Origin of the sequence: Candidatus Kapaibacterium thiocyanatum (genome assembly GCA_001899175.1) — a bacterium.
GTDB classification, from domain to species: domain Bacteria; phylum Bacteroidota; class Ignavibacteria; order Kapaibacteriales; family Kapaibacteriaceae; genus Kapaibacterium; species Kapaibacterium thiocyanatum.
Map to the genome: position 1 here is coordinate 912353 of MKVH01000024.1, position 26047 is coordinate 938399.

The window sequence follows — 26047 nt, forward strand, 5'->3', positions numbered from 1 at the left end:
TTATTTCTGCATTCCACGAAGCTGGGCACTCAGCTCGGGGGCGCGCTTGTCCAGGTCGGATTCGATGGCCTTGGCCTTGTCGAGGTCGCCGAGGCGTATGTAGTGTCGTGCGAGCGTGAACAGGAGTTCGGTGTCGTCGGGGAACTTCCTGAGCGCTTCTTCGAGGTAGCGGCGACCTTCCTCGAACTTGCTCGCCGCGAAGTAGGTGTTCCCTACGGATGCCCTGTAGAGAGCGTTCGTATCGTTGAGTGCGATCGACTGCTGGTGCGCTTCCATCGCTTCGTCGAAACGGCCCTGTCCACGATAGATGACGGCGATCGAATTGTAGGAATCGGCAGCGAGGGACGGGCGTTGCAGCGCGGCACGGCGGAAGGCCTGCACGGCTTCTTCGTCGAAGCCGCGCTGCTGGTAGGAGATCGCGAGGTTGAAGTATGCTTCCGGGAAACTCGGTCTGATGGCGATTGCTCTGCGGAAGTACTTGATGGCACTGTCGACCTGACCGAGATTCTGGCGGGCGATGCCGTAGTTATACCATGCATCGGCGTCGTTCGGACGGTCCTTCACGGCCGTCTCGTACAACGCGGCCGTCGAATCGTAGTGCTTCAGGCCGAGTTGCGTTTCGGCGAGCCAGATGCGGGTCTGGACGTCGGCCGGGCTTTCTTCCAGGACACGACCGAGGAGGTCGGACGCTTCCTGGAGACGGTCGAGCTTCGCATAACAGACGGCGAGCTGGCGGATGGCGGGGAGGAAGTCCGGGCGTTTGAAGACGACGGTCTCGAGCGGTGTCAGGGCGTCATCGTATCGAGCGGCGCGGAAATAGAGCATGCCTAGGGCATAATCGGGCTGCAACGAATCGGGAAACAGTCGTGCGGCGGTTCTCAGCACGGCAACGGCACTGTCCGGCTGTTTCAGTCTCTGACGGCATTCTGCGCTGAACAGGTATGCACTCATGATCCCGGGATTCGAGGCGATGACACGCTGTACGGCATCGAGCGCCGCCAGTGGCGCACCGCTTTCCAGTTCGGCCATGCCGAGCAGCATCAAGGCCTCCGGCATGGCCGGATTCTTCTTGAGGACGACGGATACATGCTTGCGGACGTCCTTCCAGTTCCTGGTGGCTGCGGCTTTGCGTGCCTGGGCGAGGGACTGGGGAATGCCCTGTGCGACGATTGCGGCCGAGGAGAGAACCAGGCAGAGAAGGATTGCGAGCGAACGATTCATAACCGTGAAGTTACTCATTCGCGAATCAGCGTGGTATGGATATCCGCGTCGATCGTTTCGACGTCGTGAAGGCGCCACGTGCTGTCTGCGAGCAATCCGCCGTTCCACCGGAGGCCGTCACCCATGATGAAGGGAGCGGTCAGAAGCCGAAGCTCCTGCACCAGTCCATGCTCGAGCAACGAAGCGGTTACCCGTGGTCCTGCCTCGCACATGACGGAGGCCACGTTCTTTCCTCCGAGCAGTCGCATGGCCTCGCCGAGGTCGATATGCCGGTCCCGCACGGGTATTCCGATGACGTCGATCCCGTGATCGCGTAACGGCTCTGCAGACGGGCCCGACGCGGAATCCGGCGAGCACAGGCACAGCGTGGGAACGTCCTGCGCCGTTCGTACGATGGCGCTCTGCAAGGGCAGATGAAGGTGGGTATCGAGGACGATGCGCAGGGGATTCCGCCCTTCGACGTCGCGCACGGTCAGGAGCGGATCGTCGGCCAGTACCGTACCGATTCCCGTCATCACGGCATCGAACTCGGCCCGCAGTGCGTGGACACGCCTGCGGCTTCCGGCACCCGTCACGGGATAGGGCGCCGTGGCCGTACGGGCCACGCAGCCGTCCAGCGACTGGGCGATCTTCAGCACGAGGTATGGTGTGAGCGTCGTGACATGATGCATGAACGTGCGGTTGATCCAGCGGCATTCCTCTTCGCGGACGTCGGTTTCGACCGCGATGCCGTGATCGCGGAGCCTGCGGATGCCCGTGCCCGATACCAAGGGATTCGGGTCGCCGATTCCCGTCACGACGTTTCTGATGCCCGATGCGACGATGGCATCGGCACACGGCGGTGTACGTCCGTGATGCGAGCACGGTTCGAGATTGACGTAGAGAGTGGTCGACGGTGTGATCGTGGACCGGTCGAGCAGGGAGAGAGCCATGGCCTCGGCATGGGGTGCGCCCGGATAGGCATGCCATCCTTCGGCGAGAATGCGATCGCCGTCGACGATGACGCAGCCGACACGCGGATTCGGACTGGCGTGTCCCGTACCCCTCAGCGCGAGGTCGAGTGCCCGGTCCATCCAGCGCTCATGGCTTCCTTCGATTACTTCGGCGGCCACGCGAATTCGACTGTATTCATGTAGGCTCTGGGCCGCGCGGGGATAATGAGCTCGGCCTTGTACGTACCCGGCGGAACGGTCTCTCCCATGGTATGATGTCCGTTCCAGACGATGGCATAGCGCTGGATGTGGTTCGGCGTCTGGGGTTCGACCGACGTGATGGCCTGCATGAAGTTCATGCCGGCGTCCGACCGCCAGACCACGGTGCCCTTTTCATCGGAGATGATGACACGGAAGTTTTCCGACGTCGGCAGGTATTCGTCGCTAAGAAGGAAGATACGTTTGGCCTGGACGCCGATTTCCAGGGCACTGTCACCACGGCTGACGACGAACGGCGTGAGATCCATCGGTTGCGCTTCCTGATAGGAGAGGGGCAGCCTGAAGATCAGATGATCCGTGGAGGTCACGACGGAGATGTCGGCTACGGCCGATGCCGAGCGTCGCGCGCTCGGTGTATCCCATGGAGCATCGCCGACGAGCGTCACCGTCGTTTCGGATCCAGGAGTATTCGTATAGCTCAAGGCGAAGGTGATGGTGTCGTTCAGCGAGCGTTCATCGGGTCCGATGGCGGCTTCCACCCAGCGTATGCCCGGATCGGTCGTGCGCAGGCGGGGAGACGTGATGAAGGACAGCCGGAGCGTGGAATCCTTGAGCCGTACGGCCTTGATCGGGAAGATCGGCTCGTCGACCCTGAGGGCACGGATGCCGTAGGGACTGGTGAAGGAGGACTTGCAGCTCGCGAGCAGGGCGGCTGCGACCATGCAGCATACCATGATGACGAGATGTCGGCTATTGGCTTTACGTCGTTGCATGGGCGCAAAATCGGAAAACTTCATTCAGTCGGCAATGGTGTATCTACCGTATGTGCGGCGGCACGGACGACGGAGAGGAGACGACCCGCGCCCGTTCTCGCCGCTTCCAGCACTTCGTCGTGGGTCACCTTACGGATGGCGCTGTCGGACAGAACGTTCGTGATCATGGAGCAGGCTGCCGCTTTCAGGCCGAGGGATGCCGCATGACGCAGTTCCCGCGACGTCGACATACCGATCGCTTCGGCACCCATTCGACGATACATCCGTATTTCGGCGCGCGTCTCGTAGGACGGTCCGGCAACCTGGACGTAGATCCCGCGGGCAGGAGCGATTCCGGATCGCAGGGCCTCCTGCAGGATACGCGTGGTCCATTCGCCGTCGACCGGTATCGCCGTACCGGATGCCATCGACATACGGAAGGTGGCGTCGATCACGTCGTCGATCATCATGACGTCGCCGGCATCGAACAGCGGGGACAGGCCTCCGGCCGCATTCGTGACGAGCAGATGCGAACATTGCAGGGCATGGGCGATCCGGACAGGCGCCGTGACCACGTCGTATGGCCAGCCTTCGTAGAGATGGAAGCGGCCGGTGAAGATTCCGACGGGAATGCCGTCGATGTCGACGAGTCGTAACGAACCACCGTGACCGGCGATCGTCGGTACCGGCATGGTGGGCAGGTCCATGTAGGGGATGTCGGCGAGGACGGGGATATCGCGGATCGCCTCCATGATGCCCGACCCGGCGATCATCATCATACGGGGGACTGCCGGAAGGCGGCCGGTTACGGCATTCGCGATACCGTCGACGTCCACGACGGCTGCTACGGGGCTTCGATCCATGACGACAAGTTACGTCCGGCCGACCTGTGCCGAAGTGCTATCTTTGCACTCTTGCGTCAAAGCGAACACCAAGGAAGGCTGATCATGATCCGAAGCATGACAGGGTACGGCAAATGCGATGCCGTCGTCAACGGTACACCTACGAGCATCGAAGTCCGTTGCGTCAACGGCAGATATCTGGAACTGAACTGCCGCATGCCGAAGGAGTGGGCGGACAAGGAAGGTGCCGTTCGTGAAACGGCGCGCGAACAGGTATCGCGCGGCTCGCTGTCGATCTTCATCCGTCAGGATGACATGCCTTCTGCCCAGCCGGTGCGTGTCAATCCGACGATCGCCCGCGGCTACGTGGAGGCCTTGCGTTCCCTCAAGCAGGAGCTCTCGCTCGATGGCGAGATCACGATGGATCACCTCGTCCAGTTCTCGTCGATCTTCCAGGCACCCGATGCCGAGGGAGAGCGCCCCGATCCCTGGCCTGAGCTGCATCGCGCCCTGGTGGACGCATTGCGGAATCTTAATACGATGCGCGATCTGGAAGGTGCCGAGCTCTACAAGGACTTCGCCGCACGTCTCGAAGGCATCGAGACGGGGCTGGTCGACGTCGAGGCCCGCTCGATCGCCCGGATTCCGGTGGAACGTGAACGTCTGCGTGAGCGTGTGCGCCAGTTGATGGCCGAAGACGCCGTGGATGAGCAGCGTTTGCAACTCGAAATCGTGCTGCTGGCCGAGAAGCTCGACGTTTCCGAAGAATGCGTACGCCTCCGTAGCCACATCAAGTACTTCCGCGAGAACCTCCAGGATGGCAAGGGTGTGGGGCGCAAGCTCAACTTCCTGCTGCAGGAGATGAACAGGGAAGTGAATACGATCGGTTCGAAGACGAACGACGCGGCCATCGCCATCGTCGTCGTCCAGATGAAGGAAGAACTCGAACGGATGCGTGAGCAGGTGCAGAATGTCGAATGATGCCGCCGCACACGGACGCAAGCACCTCATCGTTCTCAGCGCTCCGAGCGGAGCGGGGAAGACGACCGTCGCCAGACATCTGCTGACGGTATTTCCGCACCTTCAGTTCTCCGTTTCCGCCACCACGCGTGCCCAGCGCCCCGGCGAAGTACATGGCAAGGACTACGTCTTCCTCACACGGGAGGAATTCCGCACCGAGATCGAACATGAAGGCCTCATCGAATACGAAGAGATCTTCGGCAATTACTACGGCACCCTGCGTGCACAGGTCCAGGAGTCGATCGACAAGGGTGAGGACGTCATCTTCGACGTCGATGTCAAGGGTGCCCTCTCGCTGAGGGCGGCATTCCCGGACGACACCCTGCTCATGTTCATCGCGCCTCCGTCCATCGACATTCTGGAAGCCCGCCTCCGGAACAGACATACGGAGACGGACGAACAGATCGCCCTTCGTCTCTCCCGCGCGGAAATGGAAATGGCAAGCCGTGACCGCTTCGACGTCGTCATCGTTAACGACGTGCTGGAGAATACCTTACGGCTTGCCGAGCAGGCCGTCCGCGCCGCTATTTCGTAACTTTGCAGCCTATGAAAAAGAAGACCACATCTCAACGGATGACAACCACGGCGAACATCAACGGCACATCGGCATCGAACGGCAATGGTCATGCACCGGCATGGTCGCGTGAGGACGTACTGAACGACTACCGCATGGCGACGGAAAGCCGCCATGCATCGCTGCTCGGCCGACGCGAAGTACTGACGGGCAAGGCCAAGTTCGGCATCTTCGGCGACGGCAAGGAAGTGGCCCAACTGGCCATGGCCCGCGCCTTCCGCCCCGGCGACTGGCGCTCCGGATACTACCGCGACCAGACCTTCATGTTCGCCACCGGCGAGAGCAGCATCCAGAAGTTCTTCGCCCAGCTCTATGCCCATACCGACGTGGTAGCGGAACCTGCCTCCGCGGGACGCTCCATGAACGGTCATTTCGCGACGAGATTCCTCGACGACCAGGGACGCTTCCTCGAACAGACGTCCAGAAACAATGTCTCGGCCGACGTTTCGCCGACGGGCTCGCAGATGCCGAGGCTGGTCGGCCTGGCCTATGCATCGCGTCTGTATCGCGATGTCGACGTTCTGAAGGAGATGAAGGAATTCTCGGCCAACGGCAATGAAGTCGCCTTCGGAACCATCGGCAACGCATCGTGCGCCGAGGGAATGTTCTGGGAATCGGTCAATGCCATCGGCGTGCTGAAGTCTCCCGCCATCATCTCGATATGGGATGACGGATACGGTATCTCCGTTCCGAACGACGTCCAGGTCACGAAGAGCAACGTGGGAGAGCTTCTCTCCGGCTTCCAGCGTGCAGCAGGAACGAAGGACGGATACGACGTCCGTACCGTTCGTGCCTGGGACTATCCGGCACTGATGAAGGTCTATGCCGAAGCCGCCGAAACCGCCCGTCGCGAGCATGTTCCGCAGATCGTCCACGTCATCGAGGTGACGCAGCCGCAAGGGCACTCCACGTCGGGGAGCCACGAGCGTTACAAGTCCCCCGAACGTCTGCAATGGGAGAAGGACTACGACGGCATCGCACGCATGCGTGCATGGATCGTCGAGGAAGGGATGGCCACGGAAGACGAACTGACGGCCATGGATACCGCCGCCGCGCAGCTCGTGCAGGAGGCGAGACAGGCCGCGTGGGACGCCTACATGAATCCCATCAAACAGGAGATCGCCGACGTTCGGACCATCCTGGACGCCCTGACCGACGCTCTTGCCGCACAGGGAATGGCCGACGCTTCCGCGGCAGTACACGCGGTATGCAGCGAGCTGGTCGCCATTCGTGAACCGTTCCGCCGGGACGTGATGGTGGCGACGCATCGTGCGCTGCTGGCTGCACGGATGGCTCCCGCCGCCATACGCGGCCCCCTGTCGGAATGGCGCCATGCCTACAATGAACGGATCACCCCGTTGTATTCGTCGCATCTCTTCGACGAAACAGGGCGTTCCGCTCTCGACATCGAGGCCATCGCTCCCGTCATCACGGACGATGCGCAGTCGCTGAACGGTTCGGAAGTCATCAATGCCTGCTTCGACGCCATTCTCGGCCGCGATCCCCGCGTCCTGATCTTCGGTGAGGATGCCGGAAAGCTCGGCGACGTGAATCAGGGAACGATCGGTCTGCAGGCCAAGTACGGTGAACTGCGCGTGACCGACACGGGCATCCGTGAAACCACGATCCTCGGCCAGGCCATCGGCCTCGCCATGCGCGGCCTCCGTCCCATCGCCGAAATCCAGTACCTGGACTACCTCCTGTACGCTCTGCAACTGATGAGCGACGACCTCGCCACGGTGCACTGGCGTACGCGCGGCGGACAGCGCGCACCGGTCATCGTACGTACGCGCGGACATCGTCTGGAAGGCGTATGGCATTCCGGATCGCCGATGGCAGGCATCATCAATCTCGTCCGCGGTATCCACGTCTGCGTTCCACGGAACTTCGTCCAGGCTGCGGGGATGTACAATACGCTGCTCAGGAGCGACGATCCTGCCCTCGTCGTCGAAGTGCTCAACGGCTATCGCCTCAAGGAAAAGCTGCCGACGAACGTCGCCGAATTCACGGTGCCGCTCGGCGTACCGGACGTCATCCGTGAAGGACGTGATCTCACGATCGTCACCTACGGCGCGAGCTGCCGCGTCGCCCTCGAAGCGGCATCCCTGCTCGACCAGGTCGGTATCGACGTCGAAGTCGTCGATGTGCAGACACTGTTGCCGTTCGATACGACCGGCGTCATCCTGCGTTCGCTCGAGAAGACCAACCGGATCCTCTTCTTCGACGAAGACGTTCCCGGCGGTACCACGGCCTACATGATGCAGCAGGTCATCGAGCGCCTCGGCGGATACCGCCATCTGGATTCCGAACCCCGCTCCATTTGCGCGCGCCAGCATCGGCCAGCATACGGTACGGACGGAAACTACTGGTCCAAGCCGGAAGCCGAACATGTCTTCGAAGCGGTGTATGCCATGATGAACGAGGCAGACCCGAACCGCTATCCGATGTATTACTGAGAATCGAACGAGGGGCTGTCGCATCTTTCCGGCAGTCCCTCTTTTTCATTCCTCCTCTTGACCCCCGCCCTGGCTGCCCTATATTCGTATTCAGAGTCCCGAATCCGAATTACTCCCTGTCGCGATGATTCTCTCCAAGTCCTGTATCTACGGCATCCAGGCCGCCATCTACGTTGCTTCTCAGCGTGGGGAGGACTACGTGGCCATCAGCCGTATCGCGGAGCAACTGAACATCTCGTTCCACTTCCTCACCAAGGTCCTGCAGCAGGTCACGCAGGCTGGTCTCATGATATCCTATCGCGGTCCCAAAGGAGGCGTGGCCCTCACACGTCCTACGGCCCACATCACCCTCTACGATATCATCTGCGCCATCGACGGGTCGGAAATGTTCACGGAGTGCATGCTGGGCCTTCCCGGATGCGGACATCAGGAACCCTGTCCGGCCCACGAGCACTGGGTCGAGGTCCGGACGCGCTTCACATCTCTCGCGAGACGTACCACGCTATCCCAGTTGGCCAGCCGGGCCAAGGATCTGAACGTGCGATTGGCGAACGATAGCGTCAAACCATGACAAAAATCATGGGATTTCGGACGTAGTGATCCAAAATTTGTAGTGCTACATCATGAGCGGACAAATGCCACTGCGGCCGATACCAGGATCCGATCGAACGACGACGTGTGCCCACTGCGGCGATCCCTGTTCCACGGAAATCCTGGACGGGGACGAGGCCTTCTGTTGTGCGGGCTGCCGTTCCGTCTACGCGTTGCTCAGGGACCACGACCTCTGTACGTATTACGACCTGGGGTCGAATCCCGGCATCTCGATGAAGAAGGGTGCCGCACGGACGGACATGGAGGCCCTGGACGATCCGGCGATATCCCGGACCTTCGTCGAGTACTCCGACCTACGATTCGTACGAGTCCGCTTCACGATTCCCGCCATGCACTGCGCGAGCTGCGTATGGCTGCTCGAGCGGCTCTCGAGCTTCGACGCCGGGATCGTGCATACCGAAACGGACGTGCTGCGCAAGACCGTGAGGGTCGATTTCGATCCGGCGGTCACGACACTGCGATCCGTCGCCGAGCTGTTGTCGTCGCTCGGATACGAACCCCTCGTCAAGCCCGTTGCGACGGCCACCGACGGAAGGGAGCGGCGGGCGATCTATCAGCGTCTGGGCGTCGCGGGGTTCGCCACCGGAAACGTCATGCTGTTCGGTATCGCCCGATACCTTGCAGGTGATGGGCTGTCGTCGTCGCTCACGACGATGTTCAGCATCTTCGCGGTTCTCCTCTCGATACCTGTTCTGGTCTATTCCGCCGCACCATGGCTCCGTTCGGCATGGGCAGCCATCGGCAGGCGCACACTGAATCTCGACGTACCCGTCGCCATCGGAATCCTCGTGCTCTTCTTCCGCAGTGTCGCGGACATTGTCACGGGACACGGTGAGGGATTCCTCGATTCCTTCAACGGTCTCGTCTTCCTGCTCCTCGTAGGCAGGCTCTTCCAGCAGAAGGCGTTCGATGCGGTCTCGTTCGACAGGACCTATCGCTCGTTCTTCCCGCTTTCCGTTCGGGTAGAGCGGAATGGCAACACTCCTGCCGTACCTGTCGACGACGTCGTCGTCGGTGACGTCATGGTCGTCCGCAATGGCGAGACGATACCGTGTGACGGAACGGTGTTGAGTCCGGTCGGTTATCTCGACTACGGATTCGTGACGGGTGAATCGCTTCCGATCGAATGCACGTCCGGGGCCGCCGTCTTCGCCGGTGGCAAGGTCGTCGGTACGGCCATCCGGATCGCGGCCACGAACGTCGTATCGCACGGTTACCTGGCATCCTTGTGGGAACGTGCCACGCCGCGCATCCGGACCAGTTCCTTGCTCACGCTGTCCGATACCTTCGGCAGATGGTTCACGGTCGTCGCCATGCTACTCGCCGCGGGCGGCGCCATCGCGCAGATGCCCGACGTCCATATGGCTGTCAACGTCCTGACGGCAGTCCTCATCATCGCGTGTCCGTGCGCGCTCACGCTCGCGACGCCGGTCACGCTGGGCACGGCGATGGGCAGGCTCGGCGAGCGCGGCATCTATCTCAGATCCGTCGGCGTTCTGCTCGATCTGGATCGCTGCTCGACGATCGTATTCGACAAGACGGGAACGCTCACGAAGTCGCTGCACGGGCTTTCCTATGATGGCCGTTCCCTGGCCGATCACGAGTGGATGGCCGTCCGTTCCGTCGCTGCACAGAGTATGCATCCCGTAAGCCGATCCCTTGCCCAGGTATGGCCGGTCGATGAAACCATATGTGCCACGGCGCATGAGGTGGCGGGCAGGGGAATGACGGGAAGAGCCTATGGTCACGACGTCGTCATCGGCTCGTCGACCCTCGTCGAAGAAATGTGTCCGGAAGGGCGCGTGACCGATACGACCGACGGAGCGGCCCACATCGCCGTCGATGGTTCGTATGCCGGAAGTATCCGGCTCCGCTCCGAATTGCGTGAAGGAATATCGGAGATGATGGGACGACTTCGCGAACGCCATTCCGTACGGTTGCTGTCGGGGGATGGCCTGCGTGATCGTGCCATGCTCCTGTCCATGTTCGACGACGACGAGATGTCGTTCGGACGGCAGCCCGCCGACAAGGTCGGTCATATCGACGCATTGCGCGCTTCGGGACACACCGTGCTGATGATCGGTGACGGTCTGAACGATGCGGCCGCCATGTCGGCCGCCGATGCGGCGATCGCCGTGACGGACGATACGGCGACGCTCGTGCCCGCCTGCGATGTCATCATGAACGCCTCGGCACTCGGAGAACTTCCCGCCCTGCTGCGGTATGCGCGGCGGATGAAGAACCTCATCATCGCGACGTTCTGCGTATCGGTCGTCTATAATGCCGTCGGCCTTTCGCTGGCGCTCGGAGGAATGCTCACGCCGCTTGCGGCGGCCATCCTCATGCCGGTGAGCTCGTTGACGGTGATCGGTATGAGCGTGGCGGGTGCACGCTGGTATGCGAGGAGGTCGGTATGGACATCATGATGCTGCTGGTCCCGTGCAGCCTGCTCGTCTCGGGCGGCTTCCTGTTCGCCTTCCTATGGGCCACGAGGAGCGGACAGTTCGACGACACGTCGACACCGGCGATACGCATGCTCTTCGACGAACCTGCGAAGATCGAGAACATTGAAAACGACGAACATCAACGTACAACGAAAGGACTCGATTCATGAACATGGCACGACCGGAACGGGATGAAGGGCGGGGACAGGTCGAATCGTTCGCCTACGACAACGCCATCGTGAAGAACTTCGCGATCGCGACGGCGGTATGGGGCGTCATCGGCATGCTCGTGGGTCTCATCATCGCCATCAAGCTGTGGGCACCGGACTTCCTCGGCTTCATTCCTCAACTGTCCTACGGACGCCTTCGTCCGTTGCATACGAATGCCGTCATCTTCGCCTTCGCAGGCAATGCGATCTTCGTCGGAGTCTACTACTCGTTGCAGCGCCTGTGCAAAGCGCGCATGTACAGCGACTTCTTCAGCAGGTTGCATTTCTGGGGATGGCAGTTCATCATCGTTCTGGCAGCGGTGACGCTGCCGCTGGGCTTCACGACGAGCAAGGAATACGCCGAACTCGAATGGCCGATCGACATCCTGATCACGATCGTGTGGGTGGTGTTCGGATGGAACATGCTCGGTACCATCGCCCGGCGCCGTGAACGGCATATGTACGTGGCCATATGGTTCTACATCGCGACCTTCCTGACCGTGGCCCTGCTCCACATCGTGAACTCGTTCGAGCTTCCGGTATCCCTGCTGAAGAGCTATTCGGCCTACGCAGGTGTACAGGATGCCCTGGTGCAGTGGTGGTACGGACACAATGCTGTGGCATTCTTCCTTACCACACCGTTCCTCGGAATCATGTACTACTTCGTTCCGAAGGCGGCCGAACGTCCGGTATTCAGCTACCGGTTGTCCATCGTCCACTTCTGGTCGCTCATCTTCATATACATCTGGGCCGGTCCTCACCACCTGCTCTATACTGCATTGCCGGACTGGGCACAGTCGCTCGGTACCGTCTTCTCCGTCATGCTCATCGCTCCGTCGTGGGGCGGCATGCTCAACGGTCTCCTGACGCTTCGCGGAGCATGGGACAAGGTCCGTACGGATCCCGTTCTCAAGTTCATGGTCGTCGGCATCACGGCCTACGGCATGAGCACGTTCGAAGGGCCCATGATGTCGATCAAGGGTGTGAGCGCCATCACGCACTATACCGACTACATCATCGGCCACGTCCATCTCGGAGCGCTTGCATGGAACGGCGGCCTGACCTTCGCCATGCTCTACTACATCGTGCCACGCATCTGGGGTACGAAGCTCTTCTCCGTCAAGCTCGCCAACTGGCACTTCTGGGCCATGACGCTCGGCATCGCCTTCTACGTGATTCCGCTGTACTTCGGTGGCATCGTACAGTCGCTGATGTGGAAGGACTTCAATCCGGACGGCACGCTCGTCAATCCGAACTTCCTGGAAACGGTGATCCGCATCGTTCCCATGTACGTCCTGCGCTCGGTGGGTGGGGGGCTCTATCTCCTCGGTACCGGCCTCGGAGTCTACAACCTCTGGAAGACGGCGCGGAGCGGTTCGTTCATCGCCGACGAGGGAGTACGGGCCGTCCGCGAACCGCGCGTGGACGCGGCCGATGCGAAGCACGACTACTGGCACCGTCTGCTCGAGAAGAAACCCTTCCGGTTCTCGGTTCTCGTCGTCGTCGTCGTGCTCATCGGCGGTATCGTCGAATACGTTCCGACTGCGTTGATCAGCTCGAACGTGCCTACGATCGCAACGGTGACGCCGTATACGCCGCTCGAACTCGAAGGACGCGACCTCTACATCCGTGAAGGATGCGTGGGATGCCATTCGCAGATGATCCGTCCGTTCCGTAGCGAGACGGAACGCTACGGACAGTATTCGCAGGCCGGCGAGTTCGTCTACGATCGTCCGTTCCTCTGGGGATCGAAACGAACGGGTCCCGACCTGCATCGTATCGGACGCAAGTATCCTGATGCATGGCACTGGAACCACATGAAGGAGCCGGGGTCGACGTCGCCGAAGTCCATCATGCCAGGCTATCCGTGGCTCTATGATGCCAAGCTCGACCTCGGTCATACCGAGGGCAAGATCATCACGCTACGCAAGCTCGGCGTGCCGTATCCGGAAGGGTACGAGTCGAAGGCGGTGACCGATCTCACCGCGCAGGCGGCCACGATCGCCGAAGGACTCCGTTCGTCGGGATTCAAGGACGTCTCGGCCGATCGTGAGATCATCGCTCTCATCGCCTATCTGCAGAGACTCGGAACGGACATCAAGAAACCCGCCGTCGCAATGGAGGAATGATCATGTACAAGAACGTTCTCGAACACATTCCCGGTATCGAATACTATCCGGTACTCGCCCTCGTCCTGTTCTTCGGCTTCTTCCTCGGTCTCATCGTGTGGTTCTTCCGTACCGACAAGCATCGTATGGAACGGATGTCCGCGTTGCCTCTTGATGACGTCCGTTTTCCCGCCAACGCACCGGCCCGGCATCACTATCCGAACAGGGAGGTATGATCATGTCCACGAACGACAAGGACAGACTGCTCGATCACGATGCGGACGGCATCAAGGAATTCGACAACAATCTGCCGCGATGGTGGCTGTACGGGTTCTACCTGACGATGGTCTTCTCCGTCGTCTACATGGTGAACTATCATGTGCTCGAGACACCCATGTTCGGGCAGCGCGGGCAGATCGACGAATACGACTCCGAGGTGAAGCACTGGGAAGCGGCCATCGCATCGGCACCGAAGAAAGGTCCGGTCAAGGCCACGCTGCTGACGGATGCCGCCAGCCTCGAGAAAGGCAAGGCCATCTTCAACGGTACGAACAATCTCTGCTCTACATGCCACAGGGAAGATCTGGGTGGACAGGTTGGGCCGAATCTTACGGACGACAACTGGATCCACGGTTGCTCGATCGAGGACATCATGAAGAACATCACGACGGGATTCCCCGAAAAGGGCATGCTGCCGTATGGATCGACGAACCGGTTGTCCGACGACGAGCTGCTTCAGGTCGCCTCCTACGTCATATCCAAGCGCGGTTCCAACCCTCCCGATCCAAAGCCGGTCGAAGAGGGTAGGGACGTGCCATGTCAGTAAGCACTACGAAGAAGCCGTAATCATGTCAATCACCGATGCACCCGTCGAGGATCACGAGCGGTTCAGGAACGAGCTCGGCAGTATCTACCGTGATGGCCGTCGTAAATGGATCTTCGCGAGGAAGCCGAGCGGACCGTTCTATCGCTGGCGTACGGTGCTCGGATGGTTGCTGCTGGCCTTCCTCGTCCTGTCCCCGTTCATCGAGGTGAACGGTCATCAGTTCATGCTCTTCGATCTCTTCGAACGACGGTTCGTGATCCTCGGCATGGTCTTCTGGCCACAGGACATCTGGTTGCTCGTCCTGCTCTTCCTTACGGGCATCGTTTCGCTGGTGTTGTTCACGGCGACGCTCGGACGGATCTGGTGTGGCTGGCTGTGCCCGCAGACGATCTTCATGGAGATGGTCTTCAGGAAGATCGAATGGATGATCGACGGCCCGCCTGCGGAGCAGGTGCGGAGAACGAACGGGCCATGGACGAAGGAGCGCATCCTGCGGACCGTCGCCAAGCAATCCATCTTCTTCGCCATTTCCTTCGGTATCGCCAACGTCTTCCTCGCCTATCTGATCGGCAGCGATACGCTGTTGTCGTACGTGAGGGAAGGGATCGCTCCTCATCTCGTCGTCTTCCTTCCACTGCTCGCATTCACGGGTGTCTTCTACCTGGTCTTCGCGCGGTTCCGTGAGCAGGCCTGTATCATCGTCTGTCCGTACGGACGGTACATGTCGGCCCTGGTCGATGAATCGACCATCGCCATCACGTACGATTTCCGTCGAGGCGAGAAGCGGGGCAAGTTCACGAGGGGAGACAAGGAAGCTGCCGCGGCCGGAGAGCCCCGTCCTTCGGGCCTTGGCGACTGCATCGACTGCCATCAGTGCGTGACGGTCTGCCCGACGGGCATCGACATCCGGAACGGTATCCAGCTCGAGTGCGTGAACTGCACGGCCTGCATCGATGCCTGCGATGACGTTATGACGAAGATCGGCCGTCCGAAGGGACTGATCCGCTATGCAAGTGTGAAGTCCATCATCGACGGTGCATCGAACTGGATGACGCCGCGCATCAAGGCCTATGCCGCCGTGTGGATCGTACTCGTCTCCGTCGTCGCCGTGCTGTTCTTCACGCGACGTGACGTCGACATTCTCGTGTTGCGGCAGGAAGGAACGACGTGGGTAGCGACATCCCAGGGTGTCGGGAATTTCTATCGTATGGAAGTGATCAACAAGACGAGCGAGCGCCGGACGATATCGATGCGCGTCATCGAGCCGGCGAACGTCATCATCAAGCCACTGACGGACATGACGACGATCGGTCCATACGAGGAGCGGAAGGGACGCTTCATGCTCATCGTACCCGATTCACTGACGAGTCGCGGTTCGATACCGATCCGTGTGTCCATTCGCGCGAATGACGACGAAGTATGGAATGAGCAGACCTCGTTCCTTGTTTCACGAAACGGGAGCAGGTGATGAAGATCAACTGGGGCTGGAGAGTCACCATCGTCTATACGCTGTTCGCACTGGGAACGCTCGGCGTCGTCGCCTATGCCGCGAGCCGTGAGGTCGATCTTGTCCGACCCGACTACTACGAGCATACGCTGGCGCACGAGGCTACGGCCCACGCACTCGAGAACGGCCGCAGGCTCGGTGCCGAAGCCGATGTCGTCGTCGATGATTCCGCCGGGCTCGTCGTTCGTATCCCTTCGTCGCATGCGTCGATGGCGCACGGCACGGTGACGCTGTACAGACCGAATTCGGTGAAGGACGACAGGACGCTGCCTCTGCACGTCGATGGCCGTGGCACCATGGACATTCCATCGAACGGTATGGATCGTGGCCGCTGGCGTGTCTTCGTCGAATGGAAGAGTGACAGGACGTATCGCATCGAACGTATGATCGACGTGAGGTAACGGATGGACCTGCTTGCGGCATTCATGCTGGGAATCGCGGGAAGCCTGCACTGCATCGGTATGTGCGGTCCGATCGCATTGGCCCTGCCGAGAGGGGAGGGCGGAGTCGTCACCCTCGTCGGTGGGCGTGTGTTGTATCAGGCCGGACGCATCGCCGTCTACATGTTGCTCGGAATGCTCGCAGGCCTTGGTGGAAGCATCGTCGCCATCGCCGGGTACGAACGGTACGTCTCCGTGATCGCCGGTGCGCTCATGATCGTGGCCGTCGTGGTACAGTTGCTGTGGCACACGTCGATACTGCCCGTCGAACGGCTCACGAAGTGGACCGGGCCGTTGCGTTCGAGGATCATGCCGATGCTCCGTCGTCACTCTCCCGTTGCCATGATCGGTCTTGGGGCGCTCAATGGCCTGTTGCCGTGCGGCCTCGTGACGGTGGCGCTCATGGGATCGATCGGGGCGGCCACACCGGTCGGCGGAGCCATGTTCATGGCTGCCTTCGGTCTGGGAACCGCACCGGTCATGCTCGCCCTCGCCGTCGGTGTGCGGCTCCTCCCGCAGTGGGTGCGGCTGAAGCATCGCCTCGTCGTGCCGGCCGTGGCCCTCGTTCTCGGCCTGGTCTTCGTCCTGCGCGGATCCGCCCTAGGTATTCCATATCTCAGTCCGGAAGCGCCGTCGCATGAGAAAACCGCATCGTGCTGTTCGGGACACTGATATTCGGACAAAAGAGTCTTATATTTGTACTACGAACTAATTCCTCAGAAAGGACGCGGTCATGAAAAGGTTGGGAACGTGCCTGGTCGTCATGATGGCCCTGGTTGGACTCGTCGGGTCGGCATCGGCACAGGACAAGGCGTTGATGGCGAAGGGACAGAAGGTCTATAACGAATACTGCAAGACGTGCCATCAGGCCAATGGCCAGGGGCTCGGAACGGTCTATCCTCCGCTGGCGAAGAGCGACTATCTGAAGTCGGCGAAGAAGGAAGTCATCATCCATGAAGTCGTGTTCGGCAAGTCCGGCAAGGTGAAGGTTAACGGCAAGGAATACAACGGAGTCATGGCTCCGCTTCCCTCGAAGTATACGGACGAGGATGTGGCAGGTGTGATCAGCTACGTCTACAACAGCTTCGGCAACAAGGGGCCGGCCGTGACGCCTGCCGAAGTGAAGAAGGTCCGTGCCGGTGGCGCCAAGAAGAAATGGTGAACCGGTAACGAACAACGTTCCTCAAGGACGCCCTGTCGACGTATGGTCGGCGGGGCGTCGTCGCGTTTGTCCCTATCTTTGCGACCTCATTACGAATGATCTTCAATGGCTAAACGTACATCACAGCAGCACCAGCGGACGTCAGGTCTTACCGACGCGCAGCGCAAGGAAATGCTCGTCTACATGCTGATGGCACGCGAGTTCGACAATGCGATGCTCCGGCTCTATCGTCAGGGCAAGGCCTTCGGTGGCGTCTATTCGCAGCTCGGCAACGAAGCGGTATCGGTGGGATCGGCCTATGCGCTGGACCCGAAGAAGGACGTACTCTTTCCCATGCACCGCAACATCGGTTCCCATTTCGTATTCGGACAGGACGTCGACACCTTGATGGTGAACCACCTCGCCCGTGAGGGGAGCCAGATGCGTGGTACGGACGGTACGGGACACTATGCGGATCCGGCGAAGCGCATCTACGGTAACGTCAGTCATCTCGGTGCCATGATTCCCGTCGCCGCCGGCTTCTCCATGGCTGATCAGTTGCGTGGAATCACCACCGTCTCCATGACCTACATCGGTGATGGCGGAGCGCAGGTGGGCGAAGTGCACGAAGCTCTGAACTTCGCCGCGGTGCGCAAGATTCCGATGATCCTCATCATCGAGAACAATCAATACGCCTATTCCACTCCCAACTCGCTCGAGTTCGCCTGCGAACGGCTCTCCGATCGTGCGATCGGATACGGCATGTTCGGGGAGACGATCGACGGTACCGATGTGGAACTCGTCTATGAAGCATGCAGCCGTGCCGTCGAACGCGCACGCCGTGGTGAAGGCCCGTCCCTCATCGAAACCGTCACCATGCGTATGCGTGGTCACGCCGAGCATGACGACTTCGCCTACGTACCCAAGGACATGCTCGAAGAGTGGAAGAAAAAGGATCCCGTCGAAACCTACATCCGTCGTATCGTCGATGCGGGCATCATGTCCCGGCAGGACATCGACGATCTGCGCAAGACGACCTTCGACAACATGATCGCGTCGATCGATCGCGGTCTGGAGCTGCCGTGGCCTGCCGCCGAGGAAGCATATCGCAACGTGTTTCTCTAAGGACCTATGCCAGTAATGACCTATCTCGAAGCCATCGCCGATGCGCTTCGTATCGAAATGCACAAGGACGATCGTGTCTTCATGATCGGTGAGGACATCGGCACGTATGGCGGTGCCTTCAAGCTCACGAAGGGATTTCTCGACGAGTTCGGACCGAAGCGCATCATCGATGCTCCGATTTCCGAGGCCGCCATCATCGGTGCCGCCATCGGCGCATCGCTGAACGGCATGCGGCCCGTCGCAGAAATGCAGTTCATCGACTTCATCACGAACGGATTCAACCAGCTCGTGACGGTTGCCGGTACCACGGCCTATCGCTGGAGCCTGCCCGTACCCATGGTCGTTCGCGGCCCGTCGGGTGGTGGCGTGGGAGGCAATCCGTTCCACTCGCGCGACCCCGAGAACTGGTTCGTCCATGCGACCGGTCTCAAGGTCGTCTGCCCGGCCTTTCCCGCCGATGCGAAGGGCCTGATGACGGCGTCCATGCGAGACGACAACCCCGTCGTGTTCTTCGAACACAAGGGACTCTACAGGAAGATCAAGGAAGAAGTGCCGGAAGGGGAGTACGTCGTACCGCTCGGTCAGGCCAACGTCGTTCGCCAGGGACGCGACTGTTCCGTCATCTGCTATGGCAGCGCGGTCCATATGGCCCTTGCCGCCGCCGATGAGCTCGAACGTGACGGTGTCAGCGTCGAAGTGGTGGACATCCGTACGCTCGTGCCGTTCGACGAAGAGACCGTGCTGGCATCGGTACGGAAGACGGGCCGGGCCGTCGTGGCACACGAAGCCGTGATGACGGGCGGATTCGGAGGAGAGATCGTGGCACGCATCGCGGACAAGGCGTTCCGCTTCCTCGATGCTCCCGTCAAACGCGTGGCGGCCTACGACGCGCCCACGCCGTTCGCACCGACGCTCGAGCAGGCCGTCCTGCCGAATGCCGACAAGGTGGCCGCAGCCATCCGTGAAACGATGGCCTTCTGAGTGTGTAAAAAAATCGTCCCGTCGGCACGGCGGGAGTTCCGTAAGTTTGCAGCATCGATTTCGTTCCACTCGGTTGACAAGGGATTCCATGGCGAAAGTCCAGTTCCGCGTCTCGTATTCCATCCCCGACGGCAAGCGTCCGGAGTATCTCGCTTCGGTACAGAAGCTGAAGCAGTTCTATGCGGGGAATGGTGCGCAGTACGCCGTATATGAATCCAAGAACAAGCACAACCACTTCCAGGAAGTCTACATCTATCCTTCGCAGGAAGCATACGATCAGAGTGACGATCCGGCATCCATTTCCGAGATATCGGGTGCGATCGAACGTATCTATGCTCTCGCCCAGGATGTCTCCTACGACGTGTCGTTCGAAGTCGACTGAGACTGTCGATACTGAAAGATTCTACGAAAGGAGCGGGGAACTGCTCCTTTTTCGTTTTATGACGGATCCCCATGTCCTTCAAGGATGCCATCAAACGACTGCTCTACCTTCCCGCACGCCTCCGGTGGCGGCGTGGCGGTGTGCAACTGCCCCTCGACCCCAGCTCCGTCCGGTCGATCCTGATCCTTCGCTATGACGCCATCGGCGACATGATCGTCACGACGCCGCTCTTCGATGCCCTGAGATCGGTCGTACCCGATGCCGCTATCGACGTCGTCGCCTCGAACCGCAACGCCGGATTGCTGGCCGATGATGACCGTATCCGACATGTCCACGTCTACGACGGAAGCCGGTCTGCGTTCCGTGCAGTACGGAAGGCCTGTCGCCGCCAACGGTACGACGTCGTGATCTCGCTTGTGATGAACAAGACGACGAAGGCCGGACTGATGGCCAACAGACTCGGAGGCTCGAAGGCGATCACCGTATCCTTCGAGAACGCCGCACGTCGAGATCTCTACGCGACGTGGTTCGACGTCCAGGTTCCCGTCGAACGGAACGTCTCCGCGATGGCCGAGATGCAGTTGCGGATCGTGGAAGCATTGTTCGGTGTACGTTGCGATCCCGCATCCTTTCCGATGAGAATCCGCCTGGACGCCGCCAACGAGCGGTTCGCGGCCCAGCAGGTGAGGGGGAACGAAGGACATCACACTATCGGATTCAATCTGTCGGCGGGCAATCCCTATCGGATGTGGTCCGAAGAGCGCAATGCCGAATTCCTGACGCTGCTCATGGCCGTCGATGCCGACACCCACATCGTGCTGTTCTCCGACGGCGCACGTCGGGATATGGCTCTACGGCTGGCTTCGATGGATCCGTCCAGAATATCGTGTTGCGAGCCGACGAAGGATTTCCGTTCCGTCGTAGCGACGTTGGGGAGGATGGATGTCGTGATCACACCGGATACGTCCGTCGTTCATGCCGCCGCGGCGATGGGAACACCCGTCGTCGTCATGTACTCGCTGAAGGCCTCGTTCCTGGTGGAATGGCAGCCCTTCGGAGTACCTCATCGCGTCGCATATACGAACGGTCGTGAGGACCTCGAAACGCTCGAACCCGCAGAGGTGCTGCAGGCCTACATGGAATTGATGTCCGTACGGAGCGGGCGATGATCATCGGTTTCGACGGAACACGTATCACGGGACATAGCGGTATCGAACGCTATGCACGTGAGCTCGTCCGTGTGCTGACGACGATGCCGGGTGACGATCGATACGTCGTGGCTACGACGACGAGTCGGGTCGACGAGGTTGGAGAGGCGATCGGACGTTCTCCATCCCTGCTCGTCAAGGGCGGTATTCCGCATGACCTCATGCTCGGCTCTGCGTTTGGGACGGTCACCCGCCACCTGCAGACACGGGCGATGAGGAAGACGCTGGCGTCGGCGGATCTCGTCCATTACACGTCCCATCGTTCGAAGGTGCTGCCGGGCCTGCCCTACATCGCTACCGTACACGACCTGTTCCCGATGAGGCGTCCTGGCTTCGCCATCGAGGTCCGGCGTATCATGGAGGGAGCGCGCAAGGTCATCGTTCCTTCGCGGTATGTGGCAGAGACCATCATCGATCGCTTTCCCGACATGGTCCACAAGGTCATTCCCATCCATCTCGGAGTGGGCGCCCCCTTCCGTCCGATGGAAGCCGGTGCCGGTCTCCCTTCCGCGCTGCATCATCTCGACGACGTGCCGTACTTCCTTGCCGTTGCGAGAATGGATGTGCGGAAAAACGTTCCTGCCATTCTCGATGCATATCGTTCATGGACCGGTGATGGATCGGCAGCTCGACTCGTCTTCGTCCTGAGCGGGACGACTGCCGACGTGAGCACGTTCAGGACGACCTATACCGAGGCACTGTCCCATCCGGGGATCGTCGTCCTGCCGTCGGTATCCAATGACGATCTCGCGGCCCTGTACGGCGGGGCCCAGGCTCTGCTGTTCCCTTCGCTCGCCGAAGGATTCGGCCTGCCAGTGCTGGAGGCCATGGCCTGCGGATGCCCGGTACTGACGTCGACGACGACGTGTCTTCCCGAAACCGCGGGTGATGCGGCATTGCTCGTGGACCCGGAACGGGTGGACGATATCGCTCATGGTATCGACCTCCTCCATCGCGATGGAGCATTGCGCGACGAACTGCGCAGGAAGGGATCGCTCCGTGCCGCGATGCTTACGTGGGATGCAGCAGCCCGTGCCACGCGCGACGTCTACGCGGAAGCGATTGCAGGAGTGGATCGATGATGTCCGTCGGACTCGACGTATCGACGTTGTGTACGCCGACACCGACGGGGATCGGACGATATACGGACCATCTCGCCCGCGCATTGGTAGAAGCGGAAGTCGACGTTCGGTACTTCGTCAAATCGTCCCGGAAAGGACGCGAAGGAGCGATGGATCCGGATATGAAGCATGCGGTCCGCTATTACCTCCCCGGCCTTCCGGTCATCATCCGGAGACCGCAGGTCGTGCATGCCACGGATGCCTACTATCCGACCGTTCCTGGTGCCGGCCACGTCGTGACCATTCATGATCTCGCCATCTTCCGTGAAGAGACCCGGCATATCGAAGGATATACCTCCGACGTCTTCCGTGAACGTGGCGCAAGGAGACTGAATGCACTGCTGCGTTGGGCCGACGGCATCTGCGTACCGAGCCGTGCCACTGCATCCGACCTCATGGAGATGTTCGGCGTCGATGCGGCGCGCATCACGGTGACGCCTCTCGGCTGCGATCACATCGATCCCGTGCGTTCGCATCGCGATGCGGTCGTTCTCGATACCTTCGGTCTGGAAGCCGGCCGATATTCACTCTTCATCGGCCACGTGAGCATCCGCAAGAACCTGCCGGCGATGATCGAGGCCATGAAGCGTACGCGACATGCGGCCCATCATCCGTTCGTCGTGGCGGGGGCGGACAGTATGGGGGCCGAACGGATCCACGAAGCCGCACGGGGGACGAACACCATCTTCACCGGATATCGTACGGAAGAGGAAACACAGGTATTGTTGCGCAATGCGGCCTGTCTCGTCTTCGCCACGTACTACGAAGGATTCGGCATCCCCGTTCTCGAAGCCATGCGCTGCGGCGTCCCTGTCGTCGCCGGATCGTACGGTGCCGCGCGGGAAGCGGGAGGGCCGCATGCCGTCTATGCCGATCCGTTCGATGTCGATTCCATCGCTGCGGCGATCGACGAAGCATGGAACATACCGGATGCCGGACGCGATGAAGGCCGGCGTCATGCCGATGCCTATACATGGAAGAATACGGCCATCCGTACGATCGACGCTTATCGTCGTGCGCCTGGGCGGTAAATTGCGGTTTCCATCATGGCCAATGCACTGAAACATATCGAACTGGCGATACGCCGCCGCGTGACAGGACTGTTGTCCGGCTCGCGAGAGGCCATGCGTGTCACCGAGCCGGCCGACGTCCTGCATCTTCCCGACAATGCGCGTATCCTCCTGCTCAGGCAGGACAGGATCGGCGACGTCCTGGTTTCGATTCCCGTGATGCGTGCCTTGCGCAACCGGTTGCCGTTCGCGACGATCGACATGGTGCTGAGCCCGAACAATCTCGCCGTCCGTCACGCGGTGGCGGCCTATACCGATGACATCCATGTCTATCGAAAGTCGCTGTCCGATGTCGTCGGCCTGCTGAAGGCATTGCGACGGAAGCGCTACGACCTCGTCATCGATCTCATGGACAATCCGTCGACGACGTCGTCGATGCTCGTACGCTGGAGTGGTGCGCGCATGGCCCTTGGGATAGAGAAGGCCAACAGTGGCGTCTACACGCACGTGGTGCCGCTGGCCGACCGTTCTTCCGTCCACATCGTGGAACGTCTGGCACGTCTGCTCATGCCGTTCGGCATCGATCCTTCGACGGAGCAGCTCGATCTCGAATACGAGGTCACGGACGAGGAACGGCGGAAGGCCATGTCCATCCTCGGTCTGCACGACGACGGTCACATACGGCTCGGCGTCAACATCAGTGGCAGCGACATCTCGCGGATGTACGGTGAGGAGGCGATGACGGAGGTGCTGACGACCATACGGCATCGTCACCCGGGAGTTGATCCATACATCTTCGCTGCACCGCCGCACAAGGACATGCAGATGCGGATCGTGGAGTCGACGGGAGCCGTCGCCGTGCCCATCGTGCCGTCGTTCCACGAATACGCCTGCCTGTTATCCCTCATGGACGCTATCGTGACGCCCGATACGTCGTCCGTACATCTCGCCGCGGCATGGAAGACGCCGAGCGTCGTGCTGTTCATGCATGACGATCCTGGACTCATGCCGTGGTATCCCTACATGTCGCCGTGCCGTCCTCTCGAGGCGCAGCAGGGCAGTATTTCGGACATTCCACGTGAGCACGTCATTTCGGCGATCGATGACATGCTCCGTGACTTTAGCATATTGCGATCATGACATTCGAACAGCGAACAACGACCTGCGGGGAACTGCGTCCGGAACACGCCGGCACTTCCGTTACCATCAATGGCTGGATCAATGCCCGCCGGGATTTCGGCGGCCTGATCTTTCTCGATATCCGGGACCGGTACGGCATCACACAGGCCGTCATCCAGTCCGAGACGCACCCCGATCTTGCCGCACGTGCCAAGGAGCTACGCTCCGAATGGGTGGTATGGATCCGCGGAACCGTGCGCATGCGCGAGAATCCGAATCCGCGCATTCCGACCGGTCTCGTGGAAGTGCTGGCCGAGGACTTCGGTGTGATCAACGAAGCCGAACTCACGCCCTTCGAAATCGTGGACGATCTCCAGACGAACGAAGAATTGCGTCTGAAGTATCGCTTTCTCGACCTGCGCCGTCACGCCCTGCAGCAGAACTTCCTCATCCGCAACAAGCTGTATCAGCTCACGCACCGGTTCTTCGACGAACAAGGTTTCGTCGAAATCGAGACCCCCGTGCTCACGAAGTCGACGCCCGAAGGTGCCCGCGACTTCCTGGTGCCGAGCCGTATCAACAAGGGGCAGTTCTACGCTCTTCCGCAGTCGCCGCAACTGTTCAAGCAGATGCTGATGGTGAGCGGCTTCGACCGCTACATGCAGATCGTCAAGTGTTTCCGCGACGAGGACCTTCGTGCCGACCGTCAGCCGGAATTCACGCAGATCGACGTCGAGATGTCCTTCGTGAAGCAGGACGACATCCTCGCCTTGACCGAATCCTTCATCGCACGTGCCTGGAAGGAGATCAAGGGCATTGACGTTCCCGTTCCGTTCCCGCGTATGTCCTTCGCCGAAGCGATGAACCGGTTCGGCAGCGACAAGCCGGACGTCCGGTATGCACTCGAGCTCAGGACGATTACGGAAACCGTCGCCGACTCCGGCTTCGCCGTTTTCAAGGATGCCGTAGCGAGCGGTGGCGTCGTATCCGTCTTCAATGCCAAGGGCTGTGCGACTTTCTCGCGGAAGCAGCTCGATGAGCTCACCGAGTTCTCGAAGAAGTACGGAGCAAAGGGGCTGCCATGGTTGAAGCATGCCAACGGTGAGACGACGGGATCCTTCCTTAAGATGCTCACCGATGCCGAACGCGATGCGATCCTCGCGGCATCCGGCGCGGAAGATGGCGACCTCCTGCTGTTCGCGGCAGGGGAGTGGGAACGTTCGCAGCTCATCCTCGGTGCGTTGCGTCAGGAGATCGCCCGTCGTACCGGCATCCATGACCGTCTTGCCGGAACGTATTCCTTCCATTGGGTGCTCGCCTTCCCGCTCCTCGAATATTCGGACGAAGAACAACGATACGTCGCGCGTCATCATCCGTTCACCGCACCGCTGACCGACGATGTCGGACTGCTCGAGTCGGAGCCGTCGAAGGCTCGTGCCCAGGCTCATGACCTTGTCATCAACGGCTACGAAGCGGCCGGAGGAAGTATCCGTATCCATCGCAACGAAGTACAGCAGAGGATGTTCGATCTGCTCGGTCTCTCACGCGAGGATGCCGATGCCAAGTTCGGCTTCCTGCTGAAGGCTCTGCAGTATGGAGCACCGCCGCATGGTGGTATCGCCTTCGGTTTCGACCGTCTGGTGATGCTGCTCGCGGAAACGGACAACATCCGCGATGTGATCGCATTCCCCAAGACGACGTCGGGACTGTCCCTCATGGACGGATGTCCCTCGGATGTGGATAGCAGGCAACTCGCCGATCTCGGTATAGCACTGGCACGATGATGAAGGACACGATG

The 26047-nt window shown here is 60.4% G+C and carries 25 protein-coding genes; 21 read left to right on the forward strand and 4 right to left on the reverse strand.

Translation table 11 applies throughout. The annotated features are described in order from the left end of the window. The 4 genes from BGO89_12450 to BGO89_12465 form a co-directional block, all read right to left on the reverse strand. Positions 1 to 1239, reverse strand: a complete 1239-nt coding sequence (locus tag BGO89_12450; protein OJX57289.1) for a hypothetical protein — start codon at positions 1237 to 1239, stop codon at positions 1 to 3. After that, complete coding sequence (locus BGO89_12455) at positions 1236 to 2333, reverse strand: riboflavin biosynthesis protein RibD (protein OJX57290.1); 1098 nt, start codon at positions 2331 to 2333, stop codon at positions 1236 to 1238. Before BGO89_12455 ends, BGO89_12450 begins: the two co-directional genes overlap by 4 nt. Next, complete coding sequence (locus tag BGO89_12460) at positions 2318 to 3094, reverse strand: hypothetical protein (protein ID OJX57291.1); 777 nt, start codon at positions 3092 to 3094, stop codon at positions 2318 to 2320. The genes BGO89_12455 and BGO89_12460 overlap by 16 nt, the downstream gene beginning before the upstream one ends. A 71-nt stretch (positions 3095 to 3165) precedes the next feature. Then, positions 3166 to 3987, reverse strand: a complete 822-nt coding sequence (locus BGO89_12465) for a hypothetical protein (GenBank protein ID OJX57292.1) — start codon at positions 3985 to 3987, stop codon at positions 3166 to 3168. Positions 3988 to 4071: 84 nt separating this feature from the next. Between BGO89_12465 and BGO89_12470 the strand changes: the two genes are divergently transcribed. The 21 genes from BGO89_12470 to BGO89_12570 all read left to right on the forward strand — a co-directional run bounded on the left by BGO89_12470 (position 4072) and on the right by BGO89_12570 (position 26033). Further along, positions 4072 to 4947 (forward strand): YicC family protein, encoded by an 876-nt coding sequence (locus tag BGO89_12470; GenBank protein OJX57293.1) that lies wholly within the window; start codon positions 4072 to 4074, stop codon positions 4945 to 4947. Continuing rightward, on the forward strand, positions 4937 to 5521 hold the full coding sequence (locus BGO89_12475) for a guanylate kinase (protein OJX57294.1): 585 nt from the start codon (positions 4937 to 4939) through the stop codon (positions 5519 to 5521). The genes BGO89_12470 and BGO89_12475 overlap by 11 nt, the downstream gene beginning before the upstream one ends. 56 nt (positions 5522 to 5577) lie before the next feature. Continuing rightward, entirely contained in the window at positions 5578 to 8016 is a 2439-nt protein-coding gene (locus BGO89_12480; protein ID OJX57392.1) for a transketolase, read from the forward strand. Positions 8017 to 8143: 127 nt separating this feature from the next. Continuing rightward, positions 8144 to 8587, forward strand: a complete 444-nt coding sequence (locus tag BGO89_12485; protein OJX57393.1) for a transcriptional regulator — start codon at positions 8144 to 8146, stop codon at positions 8585 to 8587. 64 nt (positions 8588 to 8651) lie between these two features. Next, complete coding sequence (locus BGO89_12490) at positions 8652 to 11054, forward strand: hypothetical protein (protein OJX57295.1); 2403 nt, start codon at positions 8652 to 8654, stop codon at positions 11052 to 11054. Continuing rightward, positions 11042 to 11242, forward strand: a complete 201-nt coding sequence (locus tag BGO89_12495) for a cytochrome oxidase maturation protein, cbb3-type (protein OJX57296.1) — start codon at positions 11042 to 11044, stop codon at positions 11240 to 11242. The genes BGO89_12490 and BGO89_12495 overlap by 13 nt, the downstream gene beginning before the upstream one ends. A gap of 2 nt (positions 11243 to 11244) precedes the next feature. Further along, positions 11245 to 13410, forward strand: coding sequence for a cytochrome C oxidase Cbb3 (locus BGO89_12500; protein OJX57394.1), 2166 nt, complete (start codon positions 11245 to 11247; stop codon positions 13408 to 13410). Next, positions 13407 to 13625, forward strand: coding sequence for a hypothetical protein (locus BGO89_12505; protein OJX57297.1), 219 nt, complete (start codon positions 13407 to 13409; stop codon positions 13623 to 13625). Before BGO89_12500 ends, BGO89_12505 begins: the two co-directional genes overlap by 4 nt. After that, positions 13622 to 14215, forward strand: coding sequence for a hypothetical protein (locus BGO89_12510; GenBank protein ID OJX57298.1), 594 nt, complete (start codon positions 13622 to 13624; stop codon positions 14213 to 14215). The genes BGO89_12505 and BGO89_12510 overlap by 4 nt, the downstream gene beginning before the upstream one ends. 22 nt (positions 14216 to 14237) lie before the next feature. Beyond that, entirely contained in the window at positions 14238 to 15683 is a 1446-nt protein-coding gene (locus BGO89_12515) for a cytochrome c oxidase accessory protein CcoG (GenBank protein ID OJX57299.1), read from the forward strand. After that, positions 15683 to 16123, forward strand: a complete 441-nt coding sequence (locus tag BGO89_12520) for a hypothetical protein (GenBank protein ID OJX57300.1) — start codon at positions 15683 to 15685, stop codon at positions 16121 to 16123. Before BGO89_12515 ends, BGO89_12520 begins: the two co-directional genes overlap by 1 nt. A 3-nt stretch (positions 16124 to 16126) precedes the next feature. Continuing rightward, entirely contained in the window at positions 16127 to 16834 is a 708-nt protein-coding gene (locus BGO89_12525) for a hypothetical protein (GenBank protein ID OJX57301.1), read from the forward strand. Between the two features lie 61 nt (positions 16835 to 16895). After that, positions 16896 to 17324, forward strand: a complete 429-nt coding sequence (locus BGO89_12530; protein OJX57302.1) for a hypothetical protein — start codon at positions 16896 to 16898, stop codon at positions 17322 to 17324. Between the two features lie 171 nt (positions 17325 to 17495). After that, positions 17496 to 18428 carry a hypothetical protein gene (locus BGO89_12535; protein ID OJX57303.1) on the forward strand — a complete coding sequence of 311 codons (933 nt, stop codon included), beginning with the start codon at positions 17496 to 17498 and terminating at the stop codon, positions 18426 to 18428. A gap of 6 nt (positions 18429 to 18434) precedes the next feature. Next, on the forward strand, positions 18435 to 19409 hold the full coding sequence (locus BGO89_12540; GenBank protein ID OJX57304.1) for an alpha-ketoacid dehydrogenase subunit beta: 975 nt from the start codon (positions 18435 to 18437) through the stop codon (positions 19407 to 19409). An 88-nt stretch (positions 19410 to 19497) separates the two neighbouring features. Then, positions 19498 to 19791 carry a hypothetical protein gene (locus BGO89_12545; protein ID OJX57305.1) on the forward strand — a complete coding sequence of 98 codons (294 nt, stop codon included), beginning with the start codon at positions 19498 to 19500 and terminating at the stop codon, positions 19789 to 19791. A gap of 71 nt (positions 19792 to 19862) precedes the next feature. Continuing rightward, positions 19863 to 20960 carry a hypothetical protein gene (locus BGO89_12550; protein ID OJX57306.1) on the forward strand — a complete coding sequence of 366 codons (1098 nt, stop codon included), beginning with the start codon at positions 19863 to 19865 and terminating at the stop codon, positions 20958 to 20960. Further along, the gene (locus BGO89_12555) at positions 20957 to 22081 is read left to right on the forward strand and encodes a hypothetical protein (GenBank protein OJX57307.1); all 1125 of its coding nucleotides are present in this window, start codon (positions 20957 to 20959) and stop codon (positions 22079 to 22081) included. Before BGO89_12550 ends, BGO89_12555 begins: the two co-directional genes overlap by 4 nt. Continuing rightward, positions 22081 to 23151, forward strand: a complete 1071-nt coding sequence (locus BGO89_12560; GenBank protein OJX57308.1) for a hypothetical protein — start codon at positions 22081 to 22083, stop codon at positions 23149 to 23151. The genes BGO89_12555 and BGO89_12560 overlap by 1 nt, the downstream gene beginning before the upstream one ends. A 15-nt stretch (positions 23152 to 23166) precedes the next feature. Further along, positions 23167 to 24270 carry a hypothetical protein gene (locus tag BGO89_12565; GenBank protein ID OJX57309.1) on the forward strand — a complete coding sequence of 368 codons (1104 nt, stop codon included), beginning with the start codon at positions 23167 to 23169 and terminating at the stop codon, positions 24268 to 24270. After that, positions 24267 to 26033 (forward strand): aspartate--tRNA ligase, encoded by a 1767-nt coding sequence (locus BGO89_12570; protein OJX57310.1) that lies wholly within the window; start codon positions 24267 to 24269, stop codon positions 26031 to 26033. Before BGO89_12565 ends, BGO89_12570 begins: the two co-directional genes overlap by 4 nt. Positions 26034 to 26047 lie beyond the last annotated feature (14 nt).